General features: G+C 62.9%; 23 protein-coding genes. 13 read left to right on the top strand and 10 right to left on the bottom strand.

The genetic code is table 11. The annotated features are described in order from the left end of the window. The first annotated feature begins 47 nt into the window (after positions 1-47). The 3 genes from NP503_RS05220 to NP503_RS05210 are packed head-to-tail and all read left to right on the top strand — an operon-like array spanning position 48 to position 2672. Positions 48-1040 carry a LysR substrate-binding domain-containing protein gene (locus NP503_RS05220; RefSeq protein WP_127271620.1) on the top strand — a complete coding sequence of 331 codons (993 nt, stop codon included), beginning with the start codon at positions 48-50 and terminating at the stop codon, positions 1038-1040. Continuing rightward, entirely contained in the window at positions 1037-2293 is a 1257-nt protein-coding gene (locus NP503_RS05215; protein WP_127272629.1) for an aminopeptidase, read from the top strand. The genes NP503_RS05220 and NP503_RS05215 overlap by 4 nt, the downstream gene beginning before the upstream one ends. Before the next feature lie 16 nt (positions 2294-2309). Next, positions 2310-2672, top strand: a complete 363-nt coding sequence (locus tag NP503_RS05210; RefSeq protein WP_127270292.1) for a DUF488 domain-containing protein — start codon at positions 2310-2312, stop codon at positions 2670-2672. Between the two features lie 196 nt (positions 2673-2868). Here NP503_RS05210 and NP503_RS05205 read toward each other — a convergent pair whose 3' ends face one another. Next, positions 2869-3216, bottom strand: coding sequence for an ArsC family reductase (locus tag NP503_RS05205; RefSeq protein ID WP_127270294.1), 348 nt, complete (start codon positions 3214-3216; stop codon positions 2869-2871). A gap of 147 nt (positions 3217-3363) precedes the next feature. Between NP503_RS05205 and NP503_RS05200 the strand changes: the two genes are divergently transcribed. Then, positions 3364-3720, top strand: coding sequence for a helix-turn-helix transcriptional regulator (locus NP503_RS05200; protein ID WP_127270295.1), 357 nt, complete (start codon positions 3364-3366; stop codon positions 3718-3720). Beyond that, positions 3717-4196 (top strand): SRPBCC family protein, encoded by a 480-nt coding sequence (locus NP503_RS05195; protein ID WP_127270213.1) that lies wholly within the window; start codon positions 3717-3719, stop codon positions 4194-4196. The genes NP503_RS05200 and NP503_RS05195 overlap by 4 nt, the downstream gene beginning before the upstream one ends. A 93-nt stretch (positions 4197-4289) precedes the next feature. Here NP503_RS05195 and NP503_RS05190 read toward each other — a convergent pair whose 3' ends face one another. The 8 genes from NP503_RS05190 to NP503_RS05155 all read right to left on the bottom strand — a co-directional run bounded on the left by NP503_RS05190 (position 4290) and on the right by NP503_RS05155 (position 11845). Continuing rightward, positions 4290-4643, bottom strand: a complete 354-nt coding sequence (locus NP503_RS05190) for a nuclear transport factor 2 family protein (protein ID WP_127270215.1) — start codon at positions 4641-4643, stop codon at positions 4290-4292. A 125-nt stretch (positions 4644-4768) separates the two neighbouring features. Then, positions 4769-5392, bottom strand: coding sequence for a 2'-5' RNA ligase family protein (locus tag NP503_RS05185; protein ID WP_127270218.1), 624 nt, complete (start codon positions 5390-5392; stop codon positions 4769-4771). 283 nt (positions 5393-5675) lie between these two features. Next, entirely contained in the window at positions 5676-6761 is a 1086-nt protein-coding gene (locus tag NP503_RS05180) for an ABC transporter ATP-binding protein (RefSeq protein WP_127270221.1), read from the bottom strand. Next, complete coding sequence (locus tag NP503_RS05175; protein ID WP_127270224.1) at positions 6751-7359, bottom strand: cupin domain-containing protein; 609 nt, start codon at positions 7357-7359, stop codon at positions 6751-6753. The genes NP503_RS05180 and NP503_RS05175 overlap by 11 nt, the downstream gene beginning before the upstream one ends. A gap of 295 nt (positions 7360-7654) precedes the next feature. Then, a complete protein-coding gene (locus NP503_RS05170) occupies positions 7655-8725 on the bottom strand; it encodes an ABC transporter substrate-binding protein (protein WP_127270226.1) in 1071 nt (356 codons plus the stop codon). Further along, positions 8710-9579 (bottom strand): ABC transporter permease, encoded by an 870-nt coding sequence (locus NP503_RS05165; RefSeq protein WP_127270229.1) that lies wholly within the window; start codon positions 9577-9579, stop codon positions 8710-8712. Before NP503_RS05165 ends, NP503_RS05170 begins: the two co-directional genes overlap by 16 nt. Beyond that, positions 9576-10460 carry an ABC transporter permease gene (locus NP503_RS05160; protein WP_127270231.1) on the bottom strand — a complete coding sequence of 295 codons (885 nt, stop codon included), beginning with the start codon at positions 10458-10460 and terminating at the stop codon, positions 9576-9578. The genes NP503_RS05165 and NP503_RS05160 overlap by 4 nt, the downstream gene beginning before the upstream one ends. Positions 10461-10564: 104 nt before the next feature. Beyond that, entirely contained in the window at positions 10565-11845 is a 1281-nt protein-coding gene (locus NP503_RS05155; RefSeq protein ID WP_127270233.1) for an FAD-binding oxidoreductase, read from the bottom strand. Between the two features lie 237 nt (positions 11846-12082). On the opposite strand from NP503_RS05155, the gene NP503_RS05150 reads away from it, so the two are divergent. The 5 genes from NP503_RS05150 to NP503_RS05130 all read left to right on the top strand — a co-directional run bounded on the left by NP503_RS05150 (position 12083) and on the right by NP503_RS05130 (position 17576). After that, positions 12083-13240, top strand: coding sequence for a fumarylacetoacetate hydrolase family protein (locus tag NP503_RS05150; RefSeq protein WP_127269324.1), 1158 nt, complete (start codon positions 12083-12085; stop codon positions 13238-13240). Between the two features lie 344 nt (positions 13241-13584). Further along, complete coding sequence (locus tag NP503_RS05145; protein ID WP_013532868.1) at positions 13585-14520, top strand: substrate-binding domain-containing protein; 936 nt, start codon at positions 13585-13587, stop codon at positions 14518-14520. 114 nt (positions 14521-14634) lie between these two features. Then, positions 14635-15621, top strand: a complete 987-nt coding sequence (locus NP503_RS05140; protein ID WP_127269325.1) for an ABC transporter permease — start codon at positions 14635-14637, stop codon at positions 15619-15621. A gap of 3 nt (positions 15622-15624) precedes the next feature. Then, entirely contained in the window at positions 15625-16416 is a 792-nt protein-coding gene (locus tag NP503_RS05135; protein WP_127269326.1) for an ATP-binding cassette domain-containing protein, read from the top strand. Between the two features lie 137 nt (positions 16417-16553). Beyond that, positions 16554-17576, top strand: a complete 1023-nt coding sequence (locus NP503_RS05130) for a LacI family DNA-binding transcriptional regulator (protein WP_127270236.1) — start codon at positions 16554-16556, stop codon at positions 17574-17576. Positions 17577-17905: 329 nt separating this feature from the next. On the opposite strand, the gene NP503_RS05125 is transcribed toward NP503_RS05130, so the two are convergent. Then, the gene (locus tag NP503_RS05125) at positions 17906-18496 is read right to left on the bottom strand and encodes a TetR/AcrR family transcriptional regulator (RefSeq protein ID WP_127270239.1); all 591 of its coding nucleotides are present in this window, start codon (positions 18494-18496) and stop codon (positions 17906-17908) included. A 242-nt stretch (positions 18497-18738) separates the two neighbouring features. On the opposite strand from NP503_RS05125, the gene NP503_RS05120 reads away from it, so the two are divergent. Genes NP503_RS05120 through NP503_RS05110 form a run of 3 tightly spaced genes read left to right on the top strand, consistent with a single transcriptional unit; the run spans position 18739 to position 23330 of the window. Next, complete coding sequence (locus NP503_RS05120) at positions 18739-18993, top strand: hypothetical protein (protein WP_127270242.1); 255 nt, start codon at positions 18739-18741, stop codon at positions 18991-18993. Continuing rightward, the gene (locus NP503_RS05115; protein ID WP_127270244.1) at positions 18987-22163 is read left to right on the top strand and encodes an efflux RND transporter permease subunit; all 3177 of its coding nucleotides are present in this window, start codon (positions 18987-18989) and stop codon (positions 22161-22163) included. Before NP503_RS05120 ends, NP503_RS05115 begins: the two co-directional genes overlap by 7 nt. Positions 22164-22178: 15 nt before the next feature. Further along, complete coding sequence (locus NP503_RS05110; protein WP_127268585.1) at positions 22179-23330, top strand: efflux RND transporter periplasmic adaptor subunit; 1152 nt, start codon at positions 22179-22181, stop codon at positions 23328-23330. The last annotated feature ends 12 nt before the right edge of the window (positions 23331-23342 follow it).

Raw genomic sequence — 23342 nt, 5'->3', positions numbered from 1 at the left:
TATGCCTATCAATTGAGATTTCAGCCGGATCAGTTTAGAAAAACTCAATGGCCATGCTCAACCGCGTCCATCTCAACGGCCTCCGCGCCGTCGAAACCGTTGCCCGTCTCGGATCGCTGGCGGCGGCGGCCGGTGAGCTCAACGTTTCCGTCAGCGCCGTCAGCCAGCAGATCAGCCGTACCGAAAAACAGCTCGGCCAGGCGCTGTTCGAGCGAACGGCGAGCGGTCTGGTGCTGACCGAATTCGGCGCCGTCTTCGCGGCCCGCCTCGGTGCTGGATTTCGTGAGCTTTCCCAGGCCGTGGCCCTGGCCGACGAGGCTACGCAATGCACATTGGTGGTTTCGGTGGCGCCGGCCTTTGCCTCGAAGTGGCTGTTGCCCAGACTATCTCGCCACTTCGACCGGCATCCCAAAGTGCTGCTGCGCATCGACGCTTCGGTGCGGCTGGCCAATCTCGATCACTCGGACATCGACATCGCCATCCGGCTCGGCGACGGCAAATGGCCGGGCGGACGCACGGAACTGCTCTTGGCGCAGGAAGTCTTCCCGGTCTGCGCGCCGGCGATCGCCCAAAAACTGAAGTCGATCGAGGATCTTGCCCAGACCTGCGCGATCACCGACGAGCGGGCAATGATCAACTGGGAAAGCTGGTTCGAGACAGCAGGCGTTCCGCCTGTCACCTTCCTCAAGGGTGCGCGTTTCACCGACCCGATGCTGTGCCTGGAATCGGCGATTGCCGGCCATGGCGTGATGCTGGGCTGGCAATTGCTTGCCGCGGATGCGCTGACCGACGGGCGGCTGGTGGCGCCTTTCGGAATCCGCGCCCAGAGCGGGCTCGGCTATTGGCTGGTGACCTCGTCCGTCAAGGCGGAAAGCCGCAAGGTCCGTGATTTCAAGGTCTGGATCAGGGAAGAGATCGAGGCAACCATGGCGCGGTTCGGGTCCGTAAACCCAGAACCCGCCGGCGCGATCGCGGTGGAAAGGACGGAGGCACCGAGCTATGTAGAGTCGGACATCAAACTACGACAGGCAGGATCATGACCACACATTCGCGCGGCGTTTCCGCATCGATCGACCCGGTGAAGCTCGACAGGCTGGCGGAAGTCGCCATCAAGGTCGGACTGCAATTGCAGCCGGGGCAGGATCTGGTGCTGACTTCGTCGATCGCGGCACTGCCGTTGACCAGGCGGATCGTCGAGCACGCCTACAAGGCCGGCGCCGGGCTGGTGACGCCGATCTTCAACGACGACGAGATGACGCTGGCCCGCTACCGCTTCGGCGCCGATGCGAGCTTCGACCGCGCCGCCGGCTGGCTCTATGAAGGCATGGCGAACGCCTTTTCCAACAATGCGGCCAGGCTTGCCGTGCGCGGCGAGGATCCATCGCTGTTGTCGGCTCAGGATCCGGCGAAAGTGGCGCGCGCCAACAAGGCGAATTCGATGGCCTACCAGCCGGCGCTGGAAAAGATCACCGGCTTCGACATCAACTGGAACATCGTGGCCTATCCGGACCTCGCCTGGGCCAGGCAGGTTTTTCCTGACGATGCCGACGATGTCGCGGTCGTGAAGCTCGCCGACGCCATCTTCGCCGCGTCGCGGGTCGATGTGGAGGACCCCATCGGCAATTGGAAGGCGCACAACGCGGCGCTGCGCAGCCGCACCGAATGGCTCAACGGCCATGATTTCCATGCGCTGCACTTTGCCGGACCCGGCACCGACCTGACGGTTGGACTGGCGGACGGCCATGAATGGATGGGCGGCGCCTCGACCGCCAAGAACGGCATCACCTGCAACCCCAACATCCCGACCGAGGAAGTCTTCACCACGCCGCATGCAAGGCGGGTCGAGGGTCATGTCTCCTCGACCAAGCCGCTGTCCTACCAGGGCACGCTGATCGACGACATTTCGGTGCGTTTCGAAGAAGGCAGGATTGTCGAGGCCAAGGCATCGAAGGGCGAGGATGTGCTGAAGAAGGTGCTCGATACAGATGAGGGCGCGCGCCGCCTCGGCGAAGTAGCGCTGGTGCCGCATTCCTCGCCGATCTCGGCAAGCGGGCTGTTGTTCTTCAACACGCTGTTCGACGAGAACGCCGCCTGCCATATCGCGCTCGGCCAGTGCTATTCGAAGTGCTTCGTCGACGGCGCCTCGCTCAGCCAGGACGAGATCGCGGCGCGCGGCGGCAACAAGAGCTTCATCCACATCGACTGGATGATCGGTTCGGACAAGATCGACATCGATGGTGTCCACAAGGACGGCGCCCGCGTGCCCGTCATGCGCAAGGGTGAATGGGCTTGACCGTACGGAGGGTGCGATGGCCTTCGACCTGGCGGTCAAGCGTATCTACGAGCCACCCGCGCCCGATGACGGGCAGCGGGTTCTGGTCGACCGCATCTGGCCGCGCGGTGTCAGCAAGGAAGACGCTGCGCTGACGCTGTGGTTGAAGGACATCGCACCGAGCGACGACCTGCGAAAGTGGTTCGGCCATGCGCCGGCGCGCTGGCCGGAGTTTCAGGAGCGGTATCGTGCTGAGCTGGACGGGAACGGCGAGGCGGTGAGTGAATTGCGAGGCTTGATCAGCCACGGCAAGGTGACGCTGCTCTATGGCGCGCATGATGAAGCGCATAACAATGCGGTGGCGCTGGCGGGGTATCTCAGCGCAAGCGCTCACAATTAGCCATCGTTAGCCAGACCTTCGTCATCCTCGGGCTTGACCCGAGGATCCATGCCGCGACCTCAGTCGAAAGGCGCAGCGGAGCAGAATCTGCACCGTTGCAACACGGATAGATCACGGCATGGATCCTATGGTCTGCGCTGCGTCGCTCCGCTCCTTGCTTCGCCATAGGATGACGAAGTGAGGTGTATGCGCTGCCCTACTTCACCACCGCCTCATAAACATCAGCCTTGAACCCCACCAGAATCCGATCCCCAACCTCCAGCACCGGTCGCTTGATCACGGTCGGCTTGGCCAGCATCAGCGCCTTGGCCTTCTTTTCGTCGAGGCTCTGCTTGTCGTTGTCCGGCAGTTCGCGAAACGTGGTGCTACCCTTGTTGAGCAGCTTTTCCCAGCCGACCTTGCCCGCCCAGCCATCCAGCCGCTTCGCGTCCAGTCCCTCTGCCCTGAAATCGTGAAACCTGTAGGCCACGTCATGGCCTTCCAGCCAGAGGCGCGCCTTCCTGACCGTGTCGCAGGTGGTGATGCCGTACATGATGATCGTCAAAACAGTGGCCCTTCCGATTTCGAATCTGACCGCAGATTAAGGACGCTCTGCGCGCTTTGCCAGCGCTCCCCGGCATGCCTTCGGTTTTGCCCTTGCCAACACTAAGGAATTTCCCTAAGTATTTTGACAGCGCCTCAGGACCAACCAATGACAAGCCTTCAGACCACAACTCCGAGCCCTCCGCCGATCGACGGCATCTTTCGCGCACTGTCCGATCCGACGCGGCGACGCGTGGTGGAGCGGCTGAACCGCAGCCCTGCCTCGGTCAGCGAGCTTGCCCAACCGTTCGACATGGCCCTGCCCTCCTTCATCGAACATCTCAAAATCCTCGAAGGTTGCGGGCTGGTGCGCTCGCAAAAGACCGGCCGGGTCAGGACCTATCAACTGGCGCCCGAGCCGCTGAAGCTTGCCGAAAACTGGCTGGCCGAACAGCGCACGCTGTGGGAGCGCCGCCTCGACCAGTTCGACGCCTATGTGATGACCCTCAAGGAGACAGAAAAATGATCTATCCCCTCAAGCCGGATCCCAGACTGGACCTCGTGCTGGAGCGCGTCATCGATGCGCCGCGCGAATTGCTGTGGCGCGCCTTGACGACGCCGGAGCACGTCAAGCAATGGTTCACGCCGAAGCCTTGGATGATCACCGACTGCGAGATAGACCTCAGGCCGGGCGGGCTGTTCCGCACGCGCATGCAGTCGCCCGACGGAACCGAGGTCAACGACCGCCATTGCTGCTATCTCGAAATCGTGCCGAACGAGCGGCTGGTGTGGACGGATGCATTGTTGCCGGGTTACCGGCCGTCAGGGGAACCCTTCATCACCGCTGTTATCTCCTTGCAGCCGGACGGCAAGGGCACGCGCTACACCGCCACCGCCATCCATCGCGACGAGGCGACCCGCAACAACCATGAGGAGATGGGTTTCTTCAACGGCTGGGGCACGGTGGCCGATCAGCTTGGGCAGTACGTGAAGACGATCTGATCTTCCCACATGACGGCCAGGACGTTGTCTTGGCCGTCATGCTTGTTTTCAACCCGGGAGCGAAGAGAGCAGTCTCCCGGTGGCATTTCCGCCTCAATAATAGAAGCGCTCTTCGGTGATCTTGCCGTTCTTGACTGTGTAGAGGCCAACTTCATCCATGGTGACGCGCTCGCCGGTGGCCTTGGGCGTGATGTCGAACTTGAAGCGCACCGCGAACTGGTCTCCGTTGACATAGGGGCCCTCGACCGAGCCGCCATGCACTTCGTTGTTCTCCTGCCACCACTGGCCCTTCTGCTTGAGAGCCTCCTTGCCATGGGAGATGGCCATCGGCCCCGCCATGGCTTCGAGACTGACGATATCATCGGCATTGTACTTCTCGGCAGCAGCTTCGTTATCGCCCTGCTTGAGCAGTTCGGTGAAATCTTTGGCAATTTCCGCGATGGTCATTTGTGTTCCTCCTGTCAGACGCACTGCAAATGGGGAACAGCTTGCTGGCCTGCCACCATTGCCGGCACTACAGCTGACAAGCCGTGTCAGGACGATTGATATAGCGGCTGTATGACGACGATTTCTCACATGCCGGCTAGGGAATCGTCCTGACCGGTCAATTGCCAGGTCGCCGGACATTTGTATTCACCCTGGTGGCTACGGATCAGCGAAAAACTCCGCACTGTCCAGGATATCGGCTCAACGATCCGTTCCCGCACTTTTGGAACGCCCCTCCTGTCGCGAAGCAGCGTGACATGTGGCTCCAGCGAGGTCGTGATGAATGGCTTTAGCGGGCTGTCGTCAATTACGGCAGAGAGCTTGCGCCAGAAGGCTTGCAAAGTCGGCGAATGGTCGCTGCTGCGAAGCACCAGCGCCCCGCCGCCGAAAGCCGACAGGCGGTCGAAGCAAACATCGAATGGTGTGGCTTGCATCAGCAAGCCGACATGGCGGGCGATCTCCACCACACGCTTCTGTTTGCCGTCGCCAAGGCCGATCAGGGATATGTGCATTTGATCGGTTGGCGTCAGCCATCCCCGCAATCTCAGTTCCTGATTGTAGTGCTCAGCCCTGCGCCGCAGCATGGCATTGACCGGGTCTTCAACGAGAAATCCGTAAAACAGATGCGGCTCCCGGATCGGGCTCTGTCCTTCAAATCGGAAAAAGGTCTGACCGTTCTTCGCGGTTCCGTATGAAAATTGCCCACTCACAACCGATCTCGTCCGGCAGATTGTATCAAGCCGAGAAGCTTAGAACAAAAAGGGAACGAATCAAGTGAAAACAAAACCGGCGCTAATGGTTTCCGCATCAGCGCCCGCAAGCTTAACGGCGGAGCAAGCATTTTCGAGCAGGGGCCGAACCCTACGATCCGTAGCCGATGATGCCCTGACCTCCCGAAAATCGTGGATCGACCAGTCGACATACCCCCGGCCGTTGACCGACGGCTTGTAGCCACCGCGCGGCGTGTGCTCCGGTTATTTAACGTCGACAAAATTAGCTTGGTAGCACCGGGCAGTTGGCACCACGGCGCAGGCTGATATGCGCCACGTCTCCGACGCTGAATTGGGAACCCTCGGCCTGGCGCGGCGCATCGATGACAACAGGCGCGCCCTGCCCGAGTTCGGCATGAAGGCGCAGCGTGCGACCGTGAAAGACGACGCTGTTGACGCGCGCCGGCGCGGTGCCGGGCGCGGCCTCGGTCATCGCCAGCAAATCCTCCGGACGCACGCCGATGGTGCGGGTGGCGCCCTCGGCAGGTGCCTCGCTAGTTTCAGAAATAGCCTCCAGCGGCAGGGCGCCGGCGGCGAAGCGCAGGCGATCGCCGTCTCGGCCGACGAAGCGCGATTGCAGGAGATTCATGGTGCCGATGAAGCTCGCCACAAACTTCGTGGCGGGCCGGTCGTAAAGGGTGGCCGGCGGCGCGATCTGCTCGATGCGGCCCTTGTTCATGACGACGATGCGGTCGGAGATCGACAGCGCTTCGGTCTGGTCGTGGGTGACCATGACGAAGGTGGTGCCGAGCCGCGACTGCAGCCGCTTCAGTTCAACCTGCATCTGTTCGCGCAGATGCGCATCGAGCGCCGACAGCGGCTCGTCGAGCAGCAGCACGCGTGGTTCGCAGACGATGGCACGCGCCAGCGCGACGCGCTGGCGCTGGCCGCCCGACAGTTCGGAGACGCGGGCGCCAAGCTTGTCGGCGAGACCGACCATGTCGAGGGCTTCGCCGGTTCGCTTTGCCTGTTCGGCTCCAGACAGTTTGCGCAGTGACAGACCGAAGCCGACATTTTCGGCGACATTCATGTGCGGGAACAGCGCATAATCCTGGAACACGGTGTTGACCGGCCGGTCGAAGGGCCGAAGGGCCGTGATATCGCGACCATCGAGCAACACCTTGCCGCTCGACGGGCTTTCGAAACCGGCGATGACGCGCAGGCTGGTGGTCTTGCCGCAACCCGACGGCCCGAGCAGCGTGACAAACTCGCCGCTGATAATGTCGAGGTCGACGGCGTCGAGCCCGACGATGCCGCCAGGAAAAATCTTCGAGACCGCCTGCAGCCGCACGAGTGGATCAGGCGCCATCGCGAACCTCGGACGGCTTCGTGGTGTTGACCCAGAGGATCTGGCAACGCTCGGTGCCCGGATTGCGGAAGGCATGCAAAAGCGTGCTCTTGAACGCAAAACTGTCGCCGGCCTTCAGCACGTAATTTGTCGAATCCACCACCAGTTCGACCTCGCCGGCCAGCACGAAGCCGAATTCATGGCCGGCATGGGCATAGGCCTCGGCCGTGCCGCCGCTGGCTTCCACCGTCACCAGCATGCCGGTCAGCGTCGCGCCCGGGGGTGACAGCAGCGCCTTGGCAATGCCTTCCGACTTCACCGGGATCTGCCGCCGCTTGTCGGCGCGCACGCAATAGAGATCGTTGGCCGCATCGTTGCCGTCGGCGATCAGCGCCGACGGCTCGATGTCGAGGGCGGCGGCGAGCGGCCAGATCACCTTGACGCGCAGCGAGGACATGCCGCGCTCGATCTGGCTGAGCGCCCCGATCGACACACCAGCTTTTGCCGCAAGATCGGCCAGCGACAGATTGCGCTCCAGCCGCAGCGCCCGCACGCGCCGGCCGACCCGCACATCGGCATCGTCCTTCGGCTTCTCAGCCGGTTCGTCCAGCATGTCCATTTGTTAGTCCTTATTGCAGTGCTTAGGGCCGGTGGCGACCAAGGCCGGCTTCAGGGTTGGATAGCTATCGGGCGTCAGTGCTGCCCCTCATCGCCCTGCCGGGCACTTCTCCCCGTATAGTGACGGGGAGAAGTGGCTGGCCGCAACGCCGGCGCCATCCTTGCAACGCTGATGATTGGCGAAATGGGCGATGACAGCGTCCCTCTCCCCGTCACTATACGGGGAGAGGATGCCGGCAGGCAGGTGAGGGGCAGCGCAAACTTCGGCAATTGGTCGCCTCGAATACGGTTGAAACTCACCCGCCCGCCTTGACCTTTTCAAACATCTTGGCGAGGTCGTCATTCTGTTTCATCGGCCCGGTGAAGATGGTGGTCTTCAGCAACACCTCGGGATCGGATGGCAGCTGCAATTTCTCAAGTTCCTCCTTCGGCACGGTGGCGAAGGCGGAGTTCAGCGAGCTGCCGTAGCCATAGGCCTGGATCAGGTATTTGCCGGAGTCGGCATCCAGCCGGCTGTTGATGAAGTCATAGGCGAGATCGACATTCTTGGCGTCCTTGAGCATGACGAAGCCGCAGGCCCAGGTCAGCATGCCCTCCTTCGGCTTCATGAACTCGACCGGCACGCCCTGCTTCTTCAGCGACGTGGCGGACGCGTTCCAGGTCATGGCGGCGACCAATTGGCCGCTGGCCAACGCCTGTTCGACGGAGGTCATGTCGGTGGTGTAGTTGGAGAGCAGCGGGCGCTGCTCGCGCAGCTTCTCGGCCACCTTGTCCATTTGCTCCGGCGTCATGTCGAACGGATTGACGCCGGCGAGCAGTGCGGCAACGACCGGCGTGTCGTGCACGGCGTCGATCGTCGCCATGCGGCCGGCATACTGCTTGTCCCACAAAAGGTTCCAGCTCGCTTCCGGGTTCTTCACCAGATCGGTTCGGTAGAGGATCGAGGTGTTGCCCCAGTCCCATGGCACCATCCAGACCTTGCCGTCGCCGGCCTGCAGGTCGGGCAGGTTCTTGAACACCGGGAAGATCGAATCCCAGTTCTTGATGCGCTTGGTGTCGATCGGCTGCAGCAGGCCTTCCTTGTTCCAGCGCGCCACCTTGTCATAACAGGGATGCGCGATGTCGGGGCGGAAGCCGGCCTTGACCTTGGTGAAGGCGTCATCGTCGTCACCGAAGATGGAGGCCTCGACGCCATCGGGATGCGCGGCAAGGAAGCTCTTGTTGAAATCGGGCAGTTCATAGCCCGACCAGGTGAAATATTGCAGCTTGTCGCCGGCGAAAGCGACGGTCGACGACAGCGTCATCGCGAACGCCGTCAATCCAGCGCAAACAGTCTTTGCAGAGATCGATTTCAGGTCGAATGCCATTGCAGTTCTCCTCTCTTGGTTTGTTTTGGTTGTGATGGATCCGCGGGCTTTGGCGCCGTGGCGGACAGGCCGCGATGGCGCAGGATTTCAGCTGCTGCAGCGATGATGAAGGACACAGCCAGGATCGACGTGCCCAGCGCCATCACCGTCGGCAGCGACTTTGGAAAACGCAGCTGGCTCCAGATGTAGAGCGGCAGCGTCGGCTCGGTGCCGGCGAGGAAGAAGACGACGATGAATTCGTCGAAGGAGATCAGGAAGGCCAGCATGAAGGCCGAAACGATGGCCGGCAGGCTGAGCGGCAGCATGACCCGCCGGAACGTCGTCCAGTCGGAGGCGCCGAGATCGAGCGCCGCCTCGCGAATGGTTTTCGGGACGGCGGCGAAGCGGCTGCGCATGATCACCACGGTCGTCGGCAGCGCCACCAATATGTGACCGAGAACGATGGCGATGCGCGATGGCCCCAAACCAATGAGGTTGATGAGGATCAGCAGCGATATGCCGACGATGACGCCGGGGATCAGGATCGGCAGCCGGGCGATGGCGCTGATGGTGGCGGCCAGCGGCGAGCGGCCATAGAGGTCCATGTAGGATACGGTGATGCCGCACAGCGTCGCGCCCGTGGCGGCAATGGCGCCGATGACGAGGCTGTTCAAGAGTGCACCAGTCAGCGCCGAATTGCCGAACAGTGTCGCGTACCATTGCAAGGTGAAGCCTTGCAGTGGAAACGCTGCCTGGATCGAGTTGTTGAAGGAAAACAGCGGGATCAGCAGCACCGGCAGATAGAGAAAGACCAGATAGGCGACGACGTAGACGCCGAGCCAGCGGCCGCCTCCCTGCGTGCGTGCAGCGCTCATGTGCGGCTGCCAAATCTGCGGTCGGCGAAACGCGCGACCAGCACCACGCACAGGATGACCAGCATGACGGCGACGGAGAGTGCGGCGCCGAACGGCCAGTCATTGGCCTTGCCGAATTGCGCCTGGATCAGCGTGCCGATCATGGTGCTGGCCGGGCCGCCGACGAGCGCCGGCGTGACATAGTCACCGACCGTCGGCACGAAGACGACAAGGGCTGCCGCCAGCACGCCCGGCATCGAATTGGGCAGCACGACACGGCGGAAAGAGGTGAATGGCCGCGCGCCGAGATCGGAAGCGGCCTCGATCAGCGATTTCGGGATGGTGTCCAGCGCCACATAGATCGGCAGGATGGCGAACGGTGCATAGGCGTGCGCGAGCGTGACGACGACGGCGGCCGGCGTGTTGAGAAAGGCCAATGTCGGCTCGGACCAGATACCGCTTTCGATCAGCGCCGAGTTCAAAACGCCATTGTAGGCGAGCACGATCTTCCAGGCGAAGACGCGCAGGAGATAGCTGGTCCAGAACGGCAGCGTCACCAGGAACAGCAGCAGGCCGCGCCGCCGGCCGGCGTGGAAGGCAAGGTAGTAGGCGACGGGATAAGCGGTGACGACGGTCGCCAGCGTGACCAGAGCGGCAATGATCAGCGAGCGCAGCGTCACCGTCCAGTACAGCGGATCGGACACCACAGTGACAAAATTCGCCACGGTGAAGCCGGCGCCGAGCAGCGAACCGTCATTGCCGCGGAAGGCGAGAAAAAGCACGAGGCCGAGGGCAAACAGGATCAGCAGGAAAGTGACCAGAGCGCCCGGCAGCAGCATGGCGACCCGGAAGCCCTGAGAAGACCGGACCTCTGGCGCTGATGTTGCAACTAGGGTCGACATCCACCTGCCTATCGGGATTTTGAAATTGGCTTAGAGTTTTTCATATCCATGAAACTGTCAAGCAGAATCCTCTAACGGAACCCCAAGGAGATGAAGCGCCCTGGTCAGCGCTCCAACGCATCGAGCAGACGGTACCAGGCGATGGTCGCGGCGACGCCGACCTGACGGAAGGCGTGAAACGGGATCGGCCGGATCGGCGAGACCGGGAAAGGCAATTGCCTGGCGTCGCCACTTTGGAGGTAGCCGGCGATGCGCTCGCCAAGCGCGGTCATCAGGCCGACACCACGACCCTGGCAGCCGGCCACGGCCAGCAGGCCCTGCTCCGGCTCATGGATGTGCGGCAGATGGTCCGGCGTCATCGCCACGCGGCCGAACCAGCGCTTCTCGATGGCGACACCGGACAGCACGGGATAGAGCCGCCGCAGCGCCCGCTCGAGATGCGCCCAGTCGCCGGCGCTCGTCGGCAGCGCCATGCGACCCCGGCCGCCAAGCACCAGCCGGCCGTCGGCGCTCTTGCGGTAGTAGACGAGGATGCGCCTGGAGTCCGACACCGCCTGCCCTTCCGGCAGGATCGTGGCCGCCAGATCGGGCGACAGCGGCGCTGTGGCGATCTGAAAGGAATGCAGCGGCACGATCGTCTGAGCGAGACCGGGGATCAGACCGTCCGTATAGGCGTTTGTCGCCAGCACGACCGCCTTTGCCTGCAATTGCACCCCGTTTTCAGTTGAAACACGCCAAACGCCGGCGCTGTTGTCTAGCCGAACCACCTTCTGGTGTCCGGCTACCCTCACTCCAGCCGCGGTCGCGACCCGGGCAAATTCCGACGTGTAGGCGAGCGGATCGATCACACCGGCGCGGCGGTCGAGCCAGCCGCCGAGATAGCCCTGCGCACCGGTCCTGGCCGCGATCTCCGCTGCATCGAGCAACCGGACGTCGGCACCACGCGCGTGCCATTGCCGGTCGCGGTTCGCCGCCGCCTTCAGCGCGGCCTCCGTGTGCGCCGCCTGGATCCAGCCATTGCGGACGAACGGCACCGCCAGCTTCTCGTCGCGGATCAGCTCGAACACCGCATCGGCAGTCGACGCCGCGAAATTGACGAGCGCCTCGCCGCGCTCCGGGCCAAAATGCTCCAGCAGCCATTCCGGATCGTATTTCAGGCCGGGAATGACCTGACCGCCATTCAAGCCCGATGCGCCCTGGCCGATCTCGCCGGCGTCCAGCACCTGCACCGACAGGCCAAGCCGGGCGGCATGCAAGGCGGTCGACAAGCCCATGATGCCACCGCCAACGATGGCGAGATCGACACGTTCGCCATTGGGAAGCCATTGAAACGTGGAAGCTGTCTGTGGCTTGCGCCAGATCGGATCGGAGAATGCTGTCGCCAAAGGTCACCTGACTGCGCTGCGATTGGTGAAAATCCTAGTCAGAATTTCACAATTTTGAAAGAGCGCCCTGGCTTTCGTCTGTGGACTGCCGCCGAGACGATCGGAGACCCAGAGTTCCGATCGCCCGCGACGGGATAGACCTTTGACGGGAATCCGGTGAAAGTGCCGCGCCGATCCGGCCAACCCACATTGACGATCACTTCGCCACATTGTCGATCACTCAGAGGACAGAGCGCTATGACGAACCCGACCCACCTGCCCACAGAGGGCCTTTTTGTCGGACGCGCCAGAAGCAGCGATGCCGCATACCCGCTGGTCGTCGCGGTGCGCGATGGCACGGTCTTCGACATCACCTCGCGTGCGGCACCAACCATGCGCGACCTTTGCGAGATGGCCGACCCGGCTGGGCATGTCCGCTCGGCCGAAGGCAGACCGATCGGATCGCTCGATGACATCGCCGCCAACAGTTTTGAAACCGGGCGCGATCCAGCAAAACCCTACCTGCTCTCCCCGGTCGACCTGCAGGCGGTCAAGGCATCGGGCGTCACCTTCGTCGTCAGCCTGCTGGAACGGGTGATCGAGGAACAGGCGCGTGGTTCGGCTGAAAAAGCCGATGCCATCCGCGCCGACATCGCAGGACTGATCGGCCACGACCTGTCGAAGCTGAAGCCCGGTTCGCCCGAAGCGATGGAGATCAAGGCCAAGCTGATTTCGCGCGGCGCCTGGTCGCAATATCTGGAAGTGGGCATCGGCCCCGATGCCGAGATCTTCACCAAGTGCCAGCCGATGGCCTCGGTGGGCTTCGGCGCCGATGTCGGGCTGCACCCGGTGTCGACCTGGAATAATCCGGAACCCGAGATCGCCATGATCGCCGCCTCCAGCGGCCGGATCGTCGGCGCGACCATCGGCAACGACGTCAATCTGCGCGACGTCGAAGGGCGTTCGGCGCTGCTGCTCGGCAAGGCCAAGGACAACAATGCCTCGGCCTCACTCGGCCCCTTCATCCGCCTATTCGACGACAAATTCTCCATCGATGACGTCAAGCGCGCCGTCGTGCGCCTGAAAGTCGAGGGCGAGGACGGGTTCTCGCTGGAGGGCGCAAGCTCGATGGCGGAGATCAGCCGCTCGCCGGAGGAACTGGTCGCCGCGGCCATGGGGCCGCACCACCAGTATCCGGACGGGCTGGCGCTCTATCTCGGCACCATGTTCGTTCCGTCCAAGGATCGCGGCGAGAAGGGCAAGGGATTTACCCACAAGGTCGGCGACATCGTCACCATCTCGTCGGAAAAATTCGGCGCGCTGGTCAACCGCGTGCAGCTGTCGCCGGACTGTCCGCACTGGACCTACGGCGCCAGCCATCTGATGCGGGAGCTGGCCAGAGCCGATCTGATCTAGCAACTGGTGTCGTCGACGCCCTGCCAAGCGCTGCGGACCTGGTCCCGTGGGCGCAGGATGGTCGCCGGCGTGACCCTTGTCGGCGCAGGCCGCGTTCGCGCGACCCTAAACAATCACGCCAATTATCCGACAGTCGGAAAATCACCTCAGCTGATGCAATCTGATGGGACCGCTGATGACGCCCCGTCAGGCGCCCACTACACCTGCAGATGGAGGCTTGGCAGATGGAGGCTTGCCATCCGTCGAAAAAGGGGATGCTCTGACGCATTCAACCGGCGCTGGCAAAAAGACGCGGAACAAGGGACGGATTTTGAACTGACGATCTACAAACGGGAGGAAATCAAATGCTGACACGGCTAAGACTCGTTCTATACGGCCTGTTGGTGGCGCTGATGGTGGTACCAGCAGCGGCACAGGCCAAGACGTTCTACTGGATTTCGCACGGCGGTCCGGCCGATCCGGTCTGGACCTACTTCCTGGCCGGCGCCAAGCAATGGGCCAAGGACACCGGCAACACGGTCAACACCTCGTTCCACAATGGCGATGTCGCCTCGCAGCAGGAAGCGGTTCGCGCCGCCCTCTCCGCCAAGGCCGATGGTATCGTCACCACGAGCCCCGATCCGGGCAGCCTGATCGAGATCGTCAAGGAAGCGCGTGCGGCGAAAGTGCCGATCATCAATTTCAACACGCCTGATCCGAAGGCCGACTTCAACGCCTATGTCGGTGGCGACAATGTCACCTTCGGCAAGCATTGGGCGCAGTATCTGGTCGACAAAGGCCTGGTGAAGAAAGGCGACTTCGTCTGGATGCCGGTCGAAATCCCCGGCGCCACCTATGGCGTGCAGGAAGAAGAAGGCATCAAGAGCGTCTTCGAGCCGCTCGGTATCACCTATGAAATCACGGAAGCCACGCTTGATCAGGCTGAAGTGATCAACCGCATGGTCGACTACCTCACGGCCAACAAGGCCAAGGTCAAGGCGATCATCGGCCTGGGCGATCTCGTCACCGGCTCGATCAAGCGGGTGTTCGACCAGGTCGGCATCAAGCCGGGCGAAATCCCGGTCGTCGGCTGGGGCAATTCGCTCGACACCACCCAGGAAGTGCTGAACGGCTATGTCAATGCCGGCCAGTGGCAGGACCCGCAGGCGACCAGCTATGTCGCGCTTTCGCTGGCCAATATGGCCGCCGGCGGCATTCCTCCGGGCTTCAACGTCATCACCGGCGCGCTCTACGAAAAAGACACCGCGCAAATCTACGATGACATCCTGTCCGGCAAGTAACATCCAATCCTAGCAGTCGCGGCCGCCCAACGGTCGCGACTGGCTCTCCATTTCGCCGAGCCCTTCGCACGCGATGTGCAACGCTCAGCCTTCCACTCATGTCGCGGATTGCCTGTGGAAAATCATTCGCTCGTCCAACGCCTGATCGCACGGCCGGAATTCGGCCCTTTCGTGCTGCTCGTCGTCGAGATCGCCGTTTTCTGGAGTTTCAACCACGACTTCCTGTCGCCGCAGAACATCTCCAACACGCTGGCCTTCACGGTCGAGCTCGGCCTGATCGCGCTGGCGATGACGCTGTTGATGACATCGGGCGAGTTCGACCTCTCGGTCGGTTCCCTATTCGGCTTCTCGCCGGTCTTGATGTGGACCCTGTTCAACAGCGGCCTGACCTCGCTCGAGGTCGGCTTTGTCGCCGCGCTGCTGGTCGCCGCCTTCATCGGGCTGGTCAATGGCTGGTTCGTGACGCAGCTCAAGATCCCGTCCTTCCTGGTGACGCTCGGCATGCTGCTGGTGGTGCGCGGCACCGCTCTTTTCGTCACCGATGGTTTTCCGCAGCGCACCTGGACCGCGGAAGGCAGCTGGCTGGCGGAAGTGCTGGTCGGCGATTTCTTCATCGGCCCGTTCCGCATCTACATGTCGCTGTTCTGGTTCATCGCCGCGGCGATCGGGCTCGGCTATGTGCTGACGCAAAGCCGCACCGGCAACTGGATCCAGGCGGCCGGCGGCAACCCGAGTGCTGCAAGGGCGCGCGGCGTCAATGTCAGCGGCGTCAAGATCGGCCTGTTCGTGCTGTCGTCGGTCATGGCCTCGCTTGCCGGCGTCATCTCTTCGCTGCGCACTTCCGCCGCCAACCCCAACAGCGGTACCGGCTATGAGTTGGAAGTCATCGCCATGGTGGTGATCGGCGGTACCGCCCTGACCGGCGGGCGCGGCACGATCATCGGCACCGTGCTCGGCATCCTGATCCTACGCGTGATGCGCAACGGCATCGTGCTGATCGGCGTGCCCGGTCTTGCCTACAACATCTTCATCGGCGCCATCATCCTCGGCATGATGGCGCTGCATTCATGGCTGGAACGCCGGCACCAGGCGGGGACTTGAACCATGGCCGAGCCACTGATCCGCATGACGAGCATCCGCAAGTCCTATGGCCGCGTGCAGGCGCTGGAGGATGCCAATTTCCATGTCAATGAACGGGAGATCGTCGGCTTGCTCGGCGACAATGGCGCCGGCAAGTCGACGCTGATCAAGGTGCTCTCGGGTGCCGTTCCGCTGACCAGCGGCGATATCTTCATTCGCGGCAAGAAGGTGAGCCTGCGCAGCACCAGCGACGCCATCGCCCACGGCATCGAGACGATCTACCAGGACTCGGCGCTGGTGACGCAACTGTCGATCGCCCGCAATCTGTTCCTCGGGCGCGAGCCGATCAAGCCGCCGCGCTTCCTCAACCGGATGGACCAGGATGCGATGAACACGGTTGCTCGCGACTTGCTCAAGCAGGTCGGCATCTCGAAGAACATCCCGCCGACGACGCCGATCGGCTCGCTCTCCGGCGGCGAGCGCCAGGCGGTGGCGATCGCGCGCGCCATGCATTTCGACAGCGACCTGATCATTCTCGACGAGCCGACCAACAATCTCGGCGTCGCCGAAACACAGGGTGTGCTGAGCTTCGTGCGCAGCGCCCGCGATTCCGGCCATTCCTGCATTTTCATCGCCCACAACATCCACCATGTCTTCCAGGTGGTCGACCGCATCGTCGTCATGCGCCGCGGCAAGGTGGTTGCTGACGACATAGACCCCAAGAAGACCAGCGTGGCGGAGGTCGAACGGATCATCACCGGCATGTCGGACAAGGAGATCCGCGATGCCATCGCCGATGGCAAGCCATCGCACTGAGAATGGTGATGGGCGGCAATCACCCGTCACCTCAGATCGCATCGCTTGTCTGACGCGCCATCGCATGGCGAACAGGATTGCAGCATGAAAGCCACAGTTTCGGATACCGCACGCAACTGCGGGCTGTGGGTTACGGCATGAAAGCCACTGTCTCCGATATCGCTCGTAGCTGCGGGCTATCGACCGCAACGGTCGACCGGGTGCTCAACAACCGGCCGGGTGCGAGTGCGGCCAACCGCCAGCGCGTCATGGAGGCGGCCAAGCAGCTCGGCTATCTGCCGGTCGCCGATCAGGTAACGCTGCCCTCGCGGCCCGCCCACCTTGAATTCCTGCTGCCGATCGGCAGCAATGCCTTCATGCGCGATCTCGCCGGGCATATCGAGGACTACGCCGCGCGCCTGCCGCTTGTCGCCTCGTGCCGGATCCACAACCTCGCCGGTATCTCGCCGAACGCGCTGCAGAGCGCTGTCGAAAACCTGTCGCTCAGGGCCAATGGCGTCGGCGTGATCGCCGTCGATCATCCGCGTACGCGCAACATCCTGCGCGACATCGTCGATGCCGGGATGCGTCTGGTGACGCTGGTGTCCGATGTTCCGGCGGCACCGCGCGCGGCCTATGTCGGCATCGACAACCGGGTGGCGGGACGAACGGCGGCGCTGCTGATGGGACGCTTCCTTGGCGGCCGCACCGGCCATCTGGCGATGGTCGTCGGCTCACGTTCCTATCGTGGCCACGAGGAACGCGAGATGGGTTTCCGCTCGGTGCTCAGTGAGGAGTTTCCCAATCTGACCGTCAGCAGCGCCGTTGAGGTCAACGACGAGCCCGATGCCAGCTACACCGAGACCATGAAGGCGCTGCACGACGAGCCGGAACTGCTTGGCATCTATTGCGTCGGAGCTGGACATTCGGGCGTTGCAAAGGCGATCCGCGAGGCCAGGCCGAACCGCAAGCCGGTGTTCATCTGCCACGATCTGACCAAGGACACGCGCGGTCATCTCGTCGACGACCTGCTCGATATCGTCATCGACCAGAATGCACGGCTGATCGCGGAGCAGTCGGTCATCCGCCTGCTCGGCTCGATCGCCTCCTCGGCACCCTATCTGACGCGCAAGTTCATCGAACCGCGCTTGATCTTCAGGGAAAACGTCCCGGGGCAGTAATGCGAAATGGCTTGGCTAAACCGGGTTTCCGGATTTGTACGATAATTGGCACGGCAAATCTGCACAGCAGCTATGCAAGTTTCTTTGTTGCCGAATCGTTGGGCAACTCGTAGGTTCTGGTTGTCGGCCATCTACTCCTCCCAGATGCGATGCCGACGCTGAATGGGGTGCACCTCCTCCCGCGCCACATTCGAAAATCGAGCCCGCTGCCACCTCCTCCCGGCAGCGGGCTTTTTTCGTTTGGCCGACAGGGATGACGGCACAGCGACACCAAAGCGCGCCCAGTCATCACGCGATGAATGGCGCACATGGACAGGCGACAGGTCACCTCAACCGGCGGCGGCGCCCCTGAAAGAAACGATCAATCCTTCAGCCATGCGCACGAACTGCGTGCTCGGACCTTCCGACCCCACGGTCTGCACGCTAACCCGCGCGCCCTCGAGCAGAAGCGACAGCGTATCGGCGAGCAGTTCAGCCTGGCCGATGCCCGCATCCCGACATAGCGTCACAAGGCGCTCGCGCTGGGCTTCCTTGAGCTCCTTGATCACCAGCCTGGCCGGATGGTCCGGCTCGGTCAGCTCAGCGGCGGCGTTGGCCATGTCGCAGCCGCGCCCATCCGCATTGAGCATGGCAGCCGCCTTGCGAACCCAGGCATGCAGCTGGGCAAGCTTGTCACCAGGAAATTCGGCCTCGAACGCATCCCACATAGCGCCCGCCTTGGCCGCATTGGCGCGCAGGCATTCGACGATCAGTTCGTCCTTGGATTCGAAGTGACGATAGAGCGTCATCTTGTTCGTGCCGGCAGCTTCGGTGATGGCGTCGACGCCGACACCCTTGATGCCATGCTTGTGGAACATGTCGCGTGCCGTCTCCAGGATCCGATCCCGGGGACGAGAGCGCTCCACGATGCCGTCTGCCATCATGATCTCCTTTCGTTTCCAAAAAACCCTCGGCCACCTCTTGACTAGGGTGTTACCGGTCTGTAACTTCCAGAATGTTACTTACTGGTAACACCTATATCGTCCACCGTCAATAACAAGGCCGTGAACTGGCCCTGCCGACGAGAGGGACAAGAAACTGCCAATCATGCGGCCTCGGCCGGTGAAAAGATGAAAACGGTTCGCGAGCACGTGCTGCGAATCGACAGACAAGGAGCCGGCCAATGCCACAGCGCCGCGATCTTACCATAGATGAAGCCGTCCGGGATCCGATGATCCGGCTGGTCATGAGAGCCGATGGCGTCGACCCGCGCGCCTTCGAGACGATGCTGCGCTCGCTTGCCGATGCGCAGCGCAACGAGGTGCCGTTGCTGCATTCGCGGGACGACCTCGGTGACAAGCGCGGTCAAAGACTGTCCAGCGTCGCCAGCGCCTTCGGGCGGGCAAGAGCAGCCGGGGAGGCTTGCGTCTCGTGGTAAACTTTTTCATCCACCGTCCGATCTTCGCCTCGGCGATCGCCATCATCATGGTGCTCGCCGGGTCGATTTGTTATTTCCTGCTGCCCGTCTCGCAGTTTCCCGACATCACGCCGCCGCAGGTCGTGGTCAGCGCCCACTATCCAGGCGCCAGCGCGCAAGTGGTGGCCGATACGGTGACGACGCCGCTGGAGCAGCAGATCAACGGCGTGCAAGGCATGACCTACATGTCGTCGACGAGCTCCAATGACGGCTCCTCGACCATCACCATCACCTTCGATGTCGGCTATTCGCTGAGCACCGCCGCCGTCGACGTGCAGAACCGCGTCTCGCAGGCCGCCTCGTCGCTGCCGGCGATCGTCAACCAGGGCGGCGTGACGATCAAGAAGCAGAACCCGAACTTCGTCCTCATCGTCAACCTGACTTCGCCCGACAGTTCGGTCGATCCGGTGGCGCTGAGCAACCTTGCCTATCTGCAGGTGGTCGATCCGCTGAAGCGCCTGCCCGGCGTCGGCGATGTGCAGATCTTCGGCGAGCGGCGCTATTCGATGCGCGTCTGGCTCGATCCCGACAAGCTCGCCAATCTCGGCATCACCGCGGTCGATGTGCAGAACGCCATCGCCGAGCAGAATGTCCAGGTGGCGGCCGGCAAGATCGGCCAATCGCCGGCACCCGCCGGCACCGCCTTCGAGATGCAGGTCAACGCCGTCGGCCGGTTGAGCGATCCAAAGGAATTCGGCGACATCGTCGTGCGCGCCAACACCGACACCGGCTCGCTGGTCAGGCTGCGCGACGTCGCCCGCATCGAGCTCGGCGCACTGCAATATTCGTCGTCGGCCTTCTTCGGCAAGGACCCGACCGTGGTGCTCGCCGTCTACCAGATGCCCGGCTCCAACGCGCTCGATCTGCAGCAGCGCGTCAAGGACAAGATGCAGGAGCTGTCGGGCCGCTTCCCGAAGGGCGTGTCCTATGCAATGCACTACGACACGACGCGCTTCGTCTCGGCGTCGATGCATGACGTGCTGATCACGCTCGGCGAAGCGCTGGTGCTGGTCGTCGCCGTGGTGTTCCTCTTCCTGCAAAGCTGGCGCACGACGATCATCCCGACCATCGCCATTCCGGTGTCGCTGGTGGCGACGCTGGTCGTCATGGAGATGCTCGGCTTCTCGCTCAACATGCTCTCCCTGCTCGGCATGGTGCTGGCGATCGGCCTCGTCGTCGACGACGCCATCGTCGTGGTTGAGAATGTCGAACGACAGCTGGAGGCCGGACTCAAGCCGCTTGCGGCGACCAAGGCCGCAATGCGCGAGGTCACCGGACCGATCATCGCCACCACCGCGGTGCTGATGGCGGTGTTCGTGCCGGTCGCCTTCATTCCCGGCGTCTCCGGCAAGCTCTACAACCAGTTCGCGCTGACGGTGGCGATTTCCGTCGGCATCTCGGCCTTCAACTCGTTGACGCTCAGTCCCGCGCTCAGCGCGGCCTTCCTGCGGCATCGCGGCGAGACGCAGTTCGCCCCGTTCCGCTGGTTCAACACCGGCTTCGACAGGCTATCGCACGCCTACGCCAATGGCGTACGCATTCTCATCCGCTTGCGCTGGATCATGCTCGGCCTGTTCGCGGCCGGCCTGGTCGCCACCTACTTCGTCTGGCAGCGCCTGCCCTCGACCTTCCTTCCGGTCGAGGACCAGGGCTATTTCTTCGTCGTCATCCAGTTGCCCGACGGCGCGTCGCTGGAACGCACCGACGCGGTGGCGCAGAAGGCGCGTGACATCCTGCAGGCGACGCCCGGCGTCGAGATTGTCGGCTCGATCAGCGGCCTGAATTTCCTGACCAGTGCGGCGCAGTCGAATTCGGCGGTCGAATTCGCCATCCTGAAGCCGTGGGAGGAGCGCGGCCCCGACCAGAGTGCATCGAAGCTCGTCGCCGATGTGCGCGGCAAGCTGATGCAGATTCCGGAAGCTTTCGCGCTGAGCTTCGATCCGCCTTCTATCCCGGGTATCGGCACCACAGGCGGCTTCGAATTCGTCGTCGAGGATCTGACCGGCCGCGGCAGTTCAGCCCTCAACGATGCGACGCAAGCCGTGATCGCCGAGGCGCGCAAGCAGCCCGAAATCAACCCGCAGCAGCTGTTCTCGCCATTCTCGACCTCGACGCCGCAGTTCAACTACGACCTCGACCGCAGCAAGGCCAAACTGCTCGGCCTCAATCTGCCCGATGTCTTCAACACGCTGCAGATCTATCTCGGCTCGCTCTACGTCAACGACTTCAACCTGTTCGGCCGCACCTTCCGGGTGACCATCCAGGCCGACAAGGATGCACGTGCGGGTGCCGCCGACATTTCGCGGCTCTATGTGCGCAATGCCTCCGGCGGCATGGTGCCGCTCTCGACGCTGGGCAAACTCGTGCCCTTCGTCGGCCCGGAGACGGTGCCGCATTACAACAACAATGCCTCGGCCTCGATCAATGGCGGTGCCGCACCCGGCTTTTCCTCGGGCCAGGCGGTTGCCGCGATGGAACGGGCCGCCGCCATTGCGCTGCCAAGGGATTTCGGTTTCGAATGGACCGGCATCACCTTCCAGGAGCTCAAGGCAGGATCGATCGCGTCCGTCGTCTTCGGCCTCGCCATCGTCTTCGTCTTCCTGATCTTGGCGATGCAGTATGAGAGCTGGGCGATGCCGTTCATGGTGCTGTTGGCGGTGCCACTGGCCCTGTTCGGCGCCTTCGTGGCCCTGTTGCTGCGTGGCATGCAGATCGACGTCTACTCGCAGATAGGCTTCGTCATGCTGATCGGCCTGGCGGCCAAGAACGCGATCCTGATCGTCGAATTCGCAAGGCGACGGCGCGAAGAAGGCCTCAGCATCGTCGACGCGGCGATGGAGGCGGCACGGCTCCGGCTGCGGCCGATCCTGATGACGGCTTTCGCCTTCATCCTCGGCGTGCTGCCGCTGATGTTTGCCACCGGTGCCGGCGCGGCAAGCCGGCAGTCGATCGGCACCACCGTGTTCGGCGGCATGGTCGCAGCGACCATCCTGTCGCTGGTGTTCGTGCCGGTGTTCTACGCGGTCATCGAGCAGCTGCGCGAACGCCGCGGCAATGACGAGCCCGCCTCTCAAGACAATGAACCAACGACTGAGCCCGCCTTGCGCCCCCTGGCGGAAGCGGCCGAATAAGATTGGAGACTGATCATGCGTAAATGGAAAATCGCGTTGGGAACGGCCGTCGCGCTGGGAGCGATCTCGGTGGCCAGCGTCCACCTGCTCGACATGGGCAACCTCAGCCTCAATGCCGGCACGGCCGCGGCGACGCCTGCTCCGGCGGCATTCGTCATGCCGGTGCCGGTGGTTAGTGTCGTCAAGAAGACGATCCCGATCTACCTGGACTATGCCGCGCGGACGGAACCGATCCGCAGCATCACCTTGCAGGCCAGGATTCCGGGCTATCTGCAGGAGCAGACCGCAGCCGACGGCGTCGACGTCCGGCAAGGCGATCTTCTCTACAAGATCTCGCCTGACGACTTCCAGGCGGCTCTCGACCAGGCCAAGGCGCAAGTGCAGCGCGATACGGCGACGCTCGACTATGCCCGCTCCAACCTCGGTCGCGGCACCGAGCTCGCCAAGAGCGGCTACCTCGCCAAGGACGGCTTCGACCAGCGCACCAGCACCTTGCGCGAGGCACAGGCGTCGCTGGCGGTCAATCAGGCGGCGGTCCGCACGGCAGAGCTCAATTTGAGCTACGCTGAAATCCGGGCGCCGTTTGGCGGGCGTCTCGGCCGCAACCAGGCTTCGGTCGGAACGCTGGTCAGCGTTGCCGGCACCGTGCTCAACACGCTGGTGCAACTCGATCCGATCTATGTCACCTTCAACCCGAGCGAGACGGATCTGGCCGAGATCGAGCAAGCCCGCGCGAACGGCCCGATCGAAGTGGAGGTGCTGCTCCCCGGCCAGACCGAGGCCAGCCAGAAGGGCGAGCTTACCTTCATCGACAATTCGGTCGACCGCTCGACCGGCACGATCACGGCGCGCGCAACGATCGGTAACGGCAAGTTCACGCTGCTGCCCGGCCAATATGTTCGTGTCCGGCTGCATGTGAGAGAGCAGGCCGACGCGCTGATGGTGCCGCAGACGGCGCTGGGCTCGAGCCAGCTCGGCAAATATCTCTATGTCGTCGGCAAGGACAACACGGTCGACCAGCGGCTGGTTTCGCTCGGACCGACGAGCGGCGGTCAGGTCGCCATCCTCAGCGGCGTCGCCGAGGGCGACCAGGTGATCACGGGCAATCTGCAGAAGATCGGACCCGGAGCGCCTGTATCGCCGATACCGGAAAAGCCGGCCACCTGAACACCCCCGTCA

Origin of the sequence: Mesorhizobium sp. SEMIA396, assembly GCF_024518615.1 — a bacterium.
Lineage (GTDB): Bacteria > Pseudomonadota > Alphaproteobacteria > Rhizobiales > Rhizobiaceae > Mesorhizobium.
The sequence above is the reverse complement of the archived record's forward strand: the minus strand, read 5'-3'. Positions and strand labels throughout refer to the sequence as shown.

Bases quoted from the DNA above. Each gene is read 5' to 3' on its own strand.
- NP503_RS05220 (WP_127271620.1), top strand. From the start codon at position 48: ATGGCCATGCTCAACCGCGTCCATCTCAACGGCCTCCGCGCCGTCGAA.
- NP503_RS05215 (WP_127272629.1), top strand. From the start codon at position 1,037: ATGACCACACATTCGCGCGGCGTTTCCGCATCGATCGACCCGGTGAAG.
- NP503_RS05210 (WP_127270292.1), top strand. From the start codon at position 2,310: ATGGCCTTCGACCTGGCGGTCAAGCGTATCTACGAGCCACCCGCGCCC.
- NP503_RS05200 (WP_127270295.1), top strand. From the start codon at position 3,364: ATGACAAGCCTTCAGACCACAACTCCGAGCCCTCCGCCGATCGACGGC.
- NP503_RS05195 (WP_127270213.1), top strand. From the start codon at position 3,717: ATGATCTATCCCCTCAAGCCGGATCCCAGACTGGACCTCGTGCTGGAG.
- NP503_RS05190 (WP_127270215.1), bottom strand. From the start codon at position 4,643: ATGACCATCGCGGAAATTGCCAAAGATTTCACCGAACTGCTCAAGCAG.
- NP503_RS05180 (WP_127270221.1), bottom strand. From the start codon at position 6,761: ATGGCGCCTGATCCACTCGTGCGGCTGCAGGCGGTCTCGAAGATTTTT.
- NP503_RS05175 (WP_127270224.1), bottom strand. From the start codon at position 7,359: ATGGACATGCTGGACGAACCGGCTGAGAAGCCGAAGGACGATGCCGAT.
- NP503_RS05170 (WP_127270226.1), bottom strand. From the start codon at position 8,725: ATGGCATTCGACCTGAAATCGATCTCTGCAAAGACTGTTTGCGCTGGA.
- NP503_RS05165 (WP_127270229.1), bottom strand. From the start codon at position 9,579: ATGAGCGCTGCACGCACGCAGGGAGGCGGCCGCTGGCTCGGCGTCTAC.
- NP503_RS05160 (WP_127270231.1), bottom strand. From the start codon at position 10,460: ATGTCGACCCTAGTTGCAACATCAGCGCCAGAGGTCCGGTCTTCTCAG.
- NP503_RS05150 (WP_127269324.1), top strand. From the start codon at position 12,083: ATGACGAACCCGACCCACCTGCCCACAGAGGGCCTTTTTGTCGGACGC.
- NP503_RS05145 (WP_013532868.1), top strand. From the start codon at position 13,585: ATGCTGACACGGCTAAGACTCGTTCTATACGGCCTGTTGGTGGCGCTG.
- NP503_RS05135 (WP_127269326.1), top strand. From the start codon at position 15,625: ATGGCCGAGCCACTGATCCGCATGACGAGCATCCGCAAGTCCTATGGC.
- NP503_RS05130 (WP_127270236.1), top strand. From the start codon at position 16,554: ATGAAAGCCACTGTCTCCGATATCGCTCGTAGCTGCGGGCTATCGACC.
- NP503_RS05125 (WP_127270239.1), bottom strand. From the start codon at position 18,496: ATGGCAGACGGCATCGTGGAGCGCTCTCGTCCCCGGGATCGGATCCTG.
- NP503_RS05120 (WP_127270242.1), top strand. From the start codon at position 18,739: ATGCCACAGCGCCGCGATCTTACCATAGATGAAGCCGTCCGGGATCCG.
- NP503_RS05110 (WP_127268585.1), top strand. From the start codon at position 22,179: ATGCGTAAATGGAAAATCGCGTTGGGAACGGCCGTCGCGCTGGGAGCG.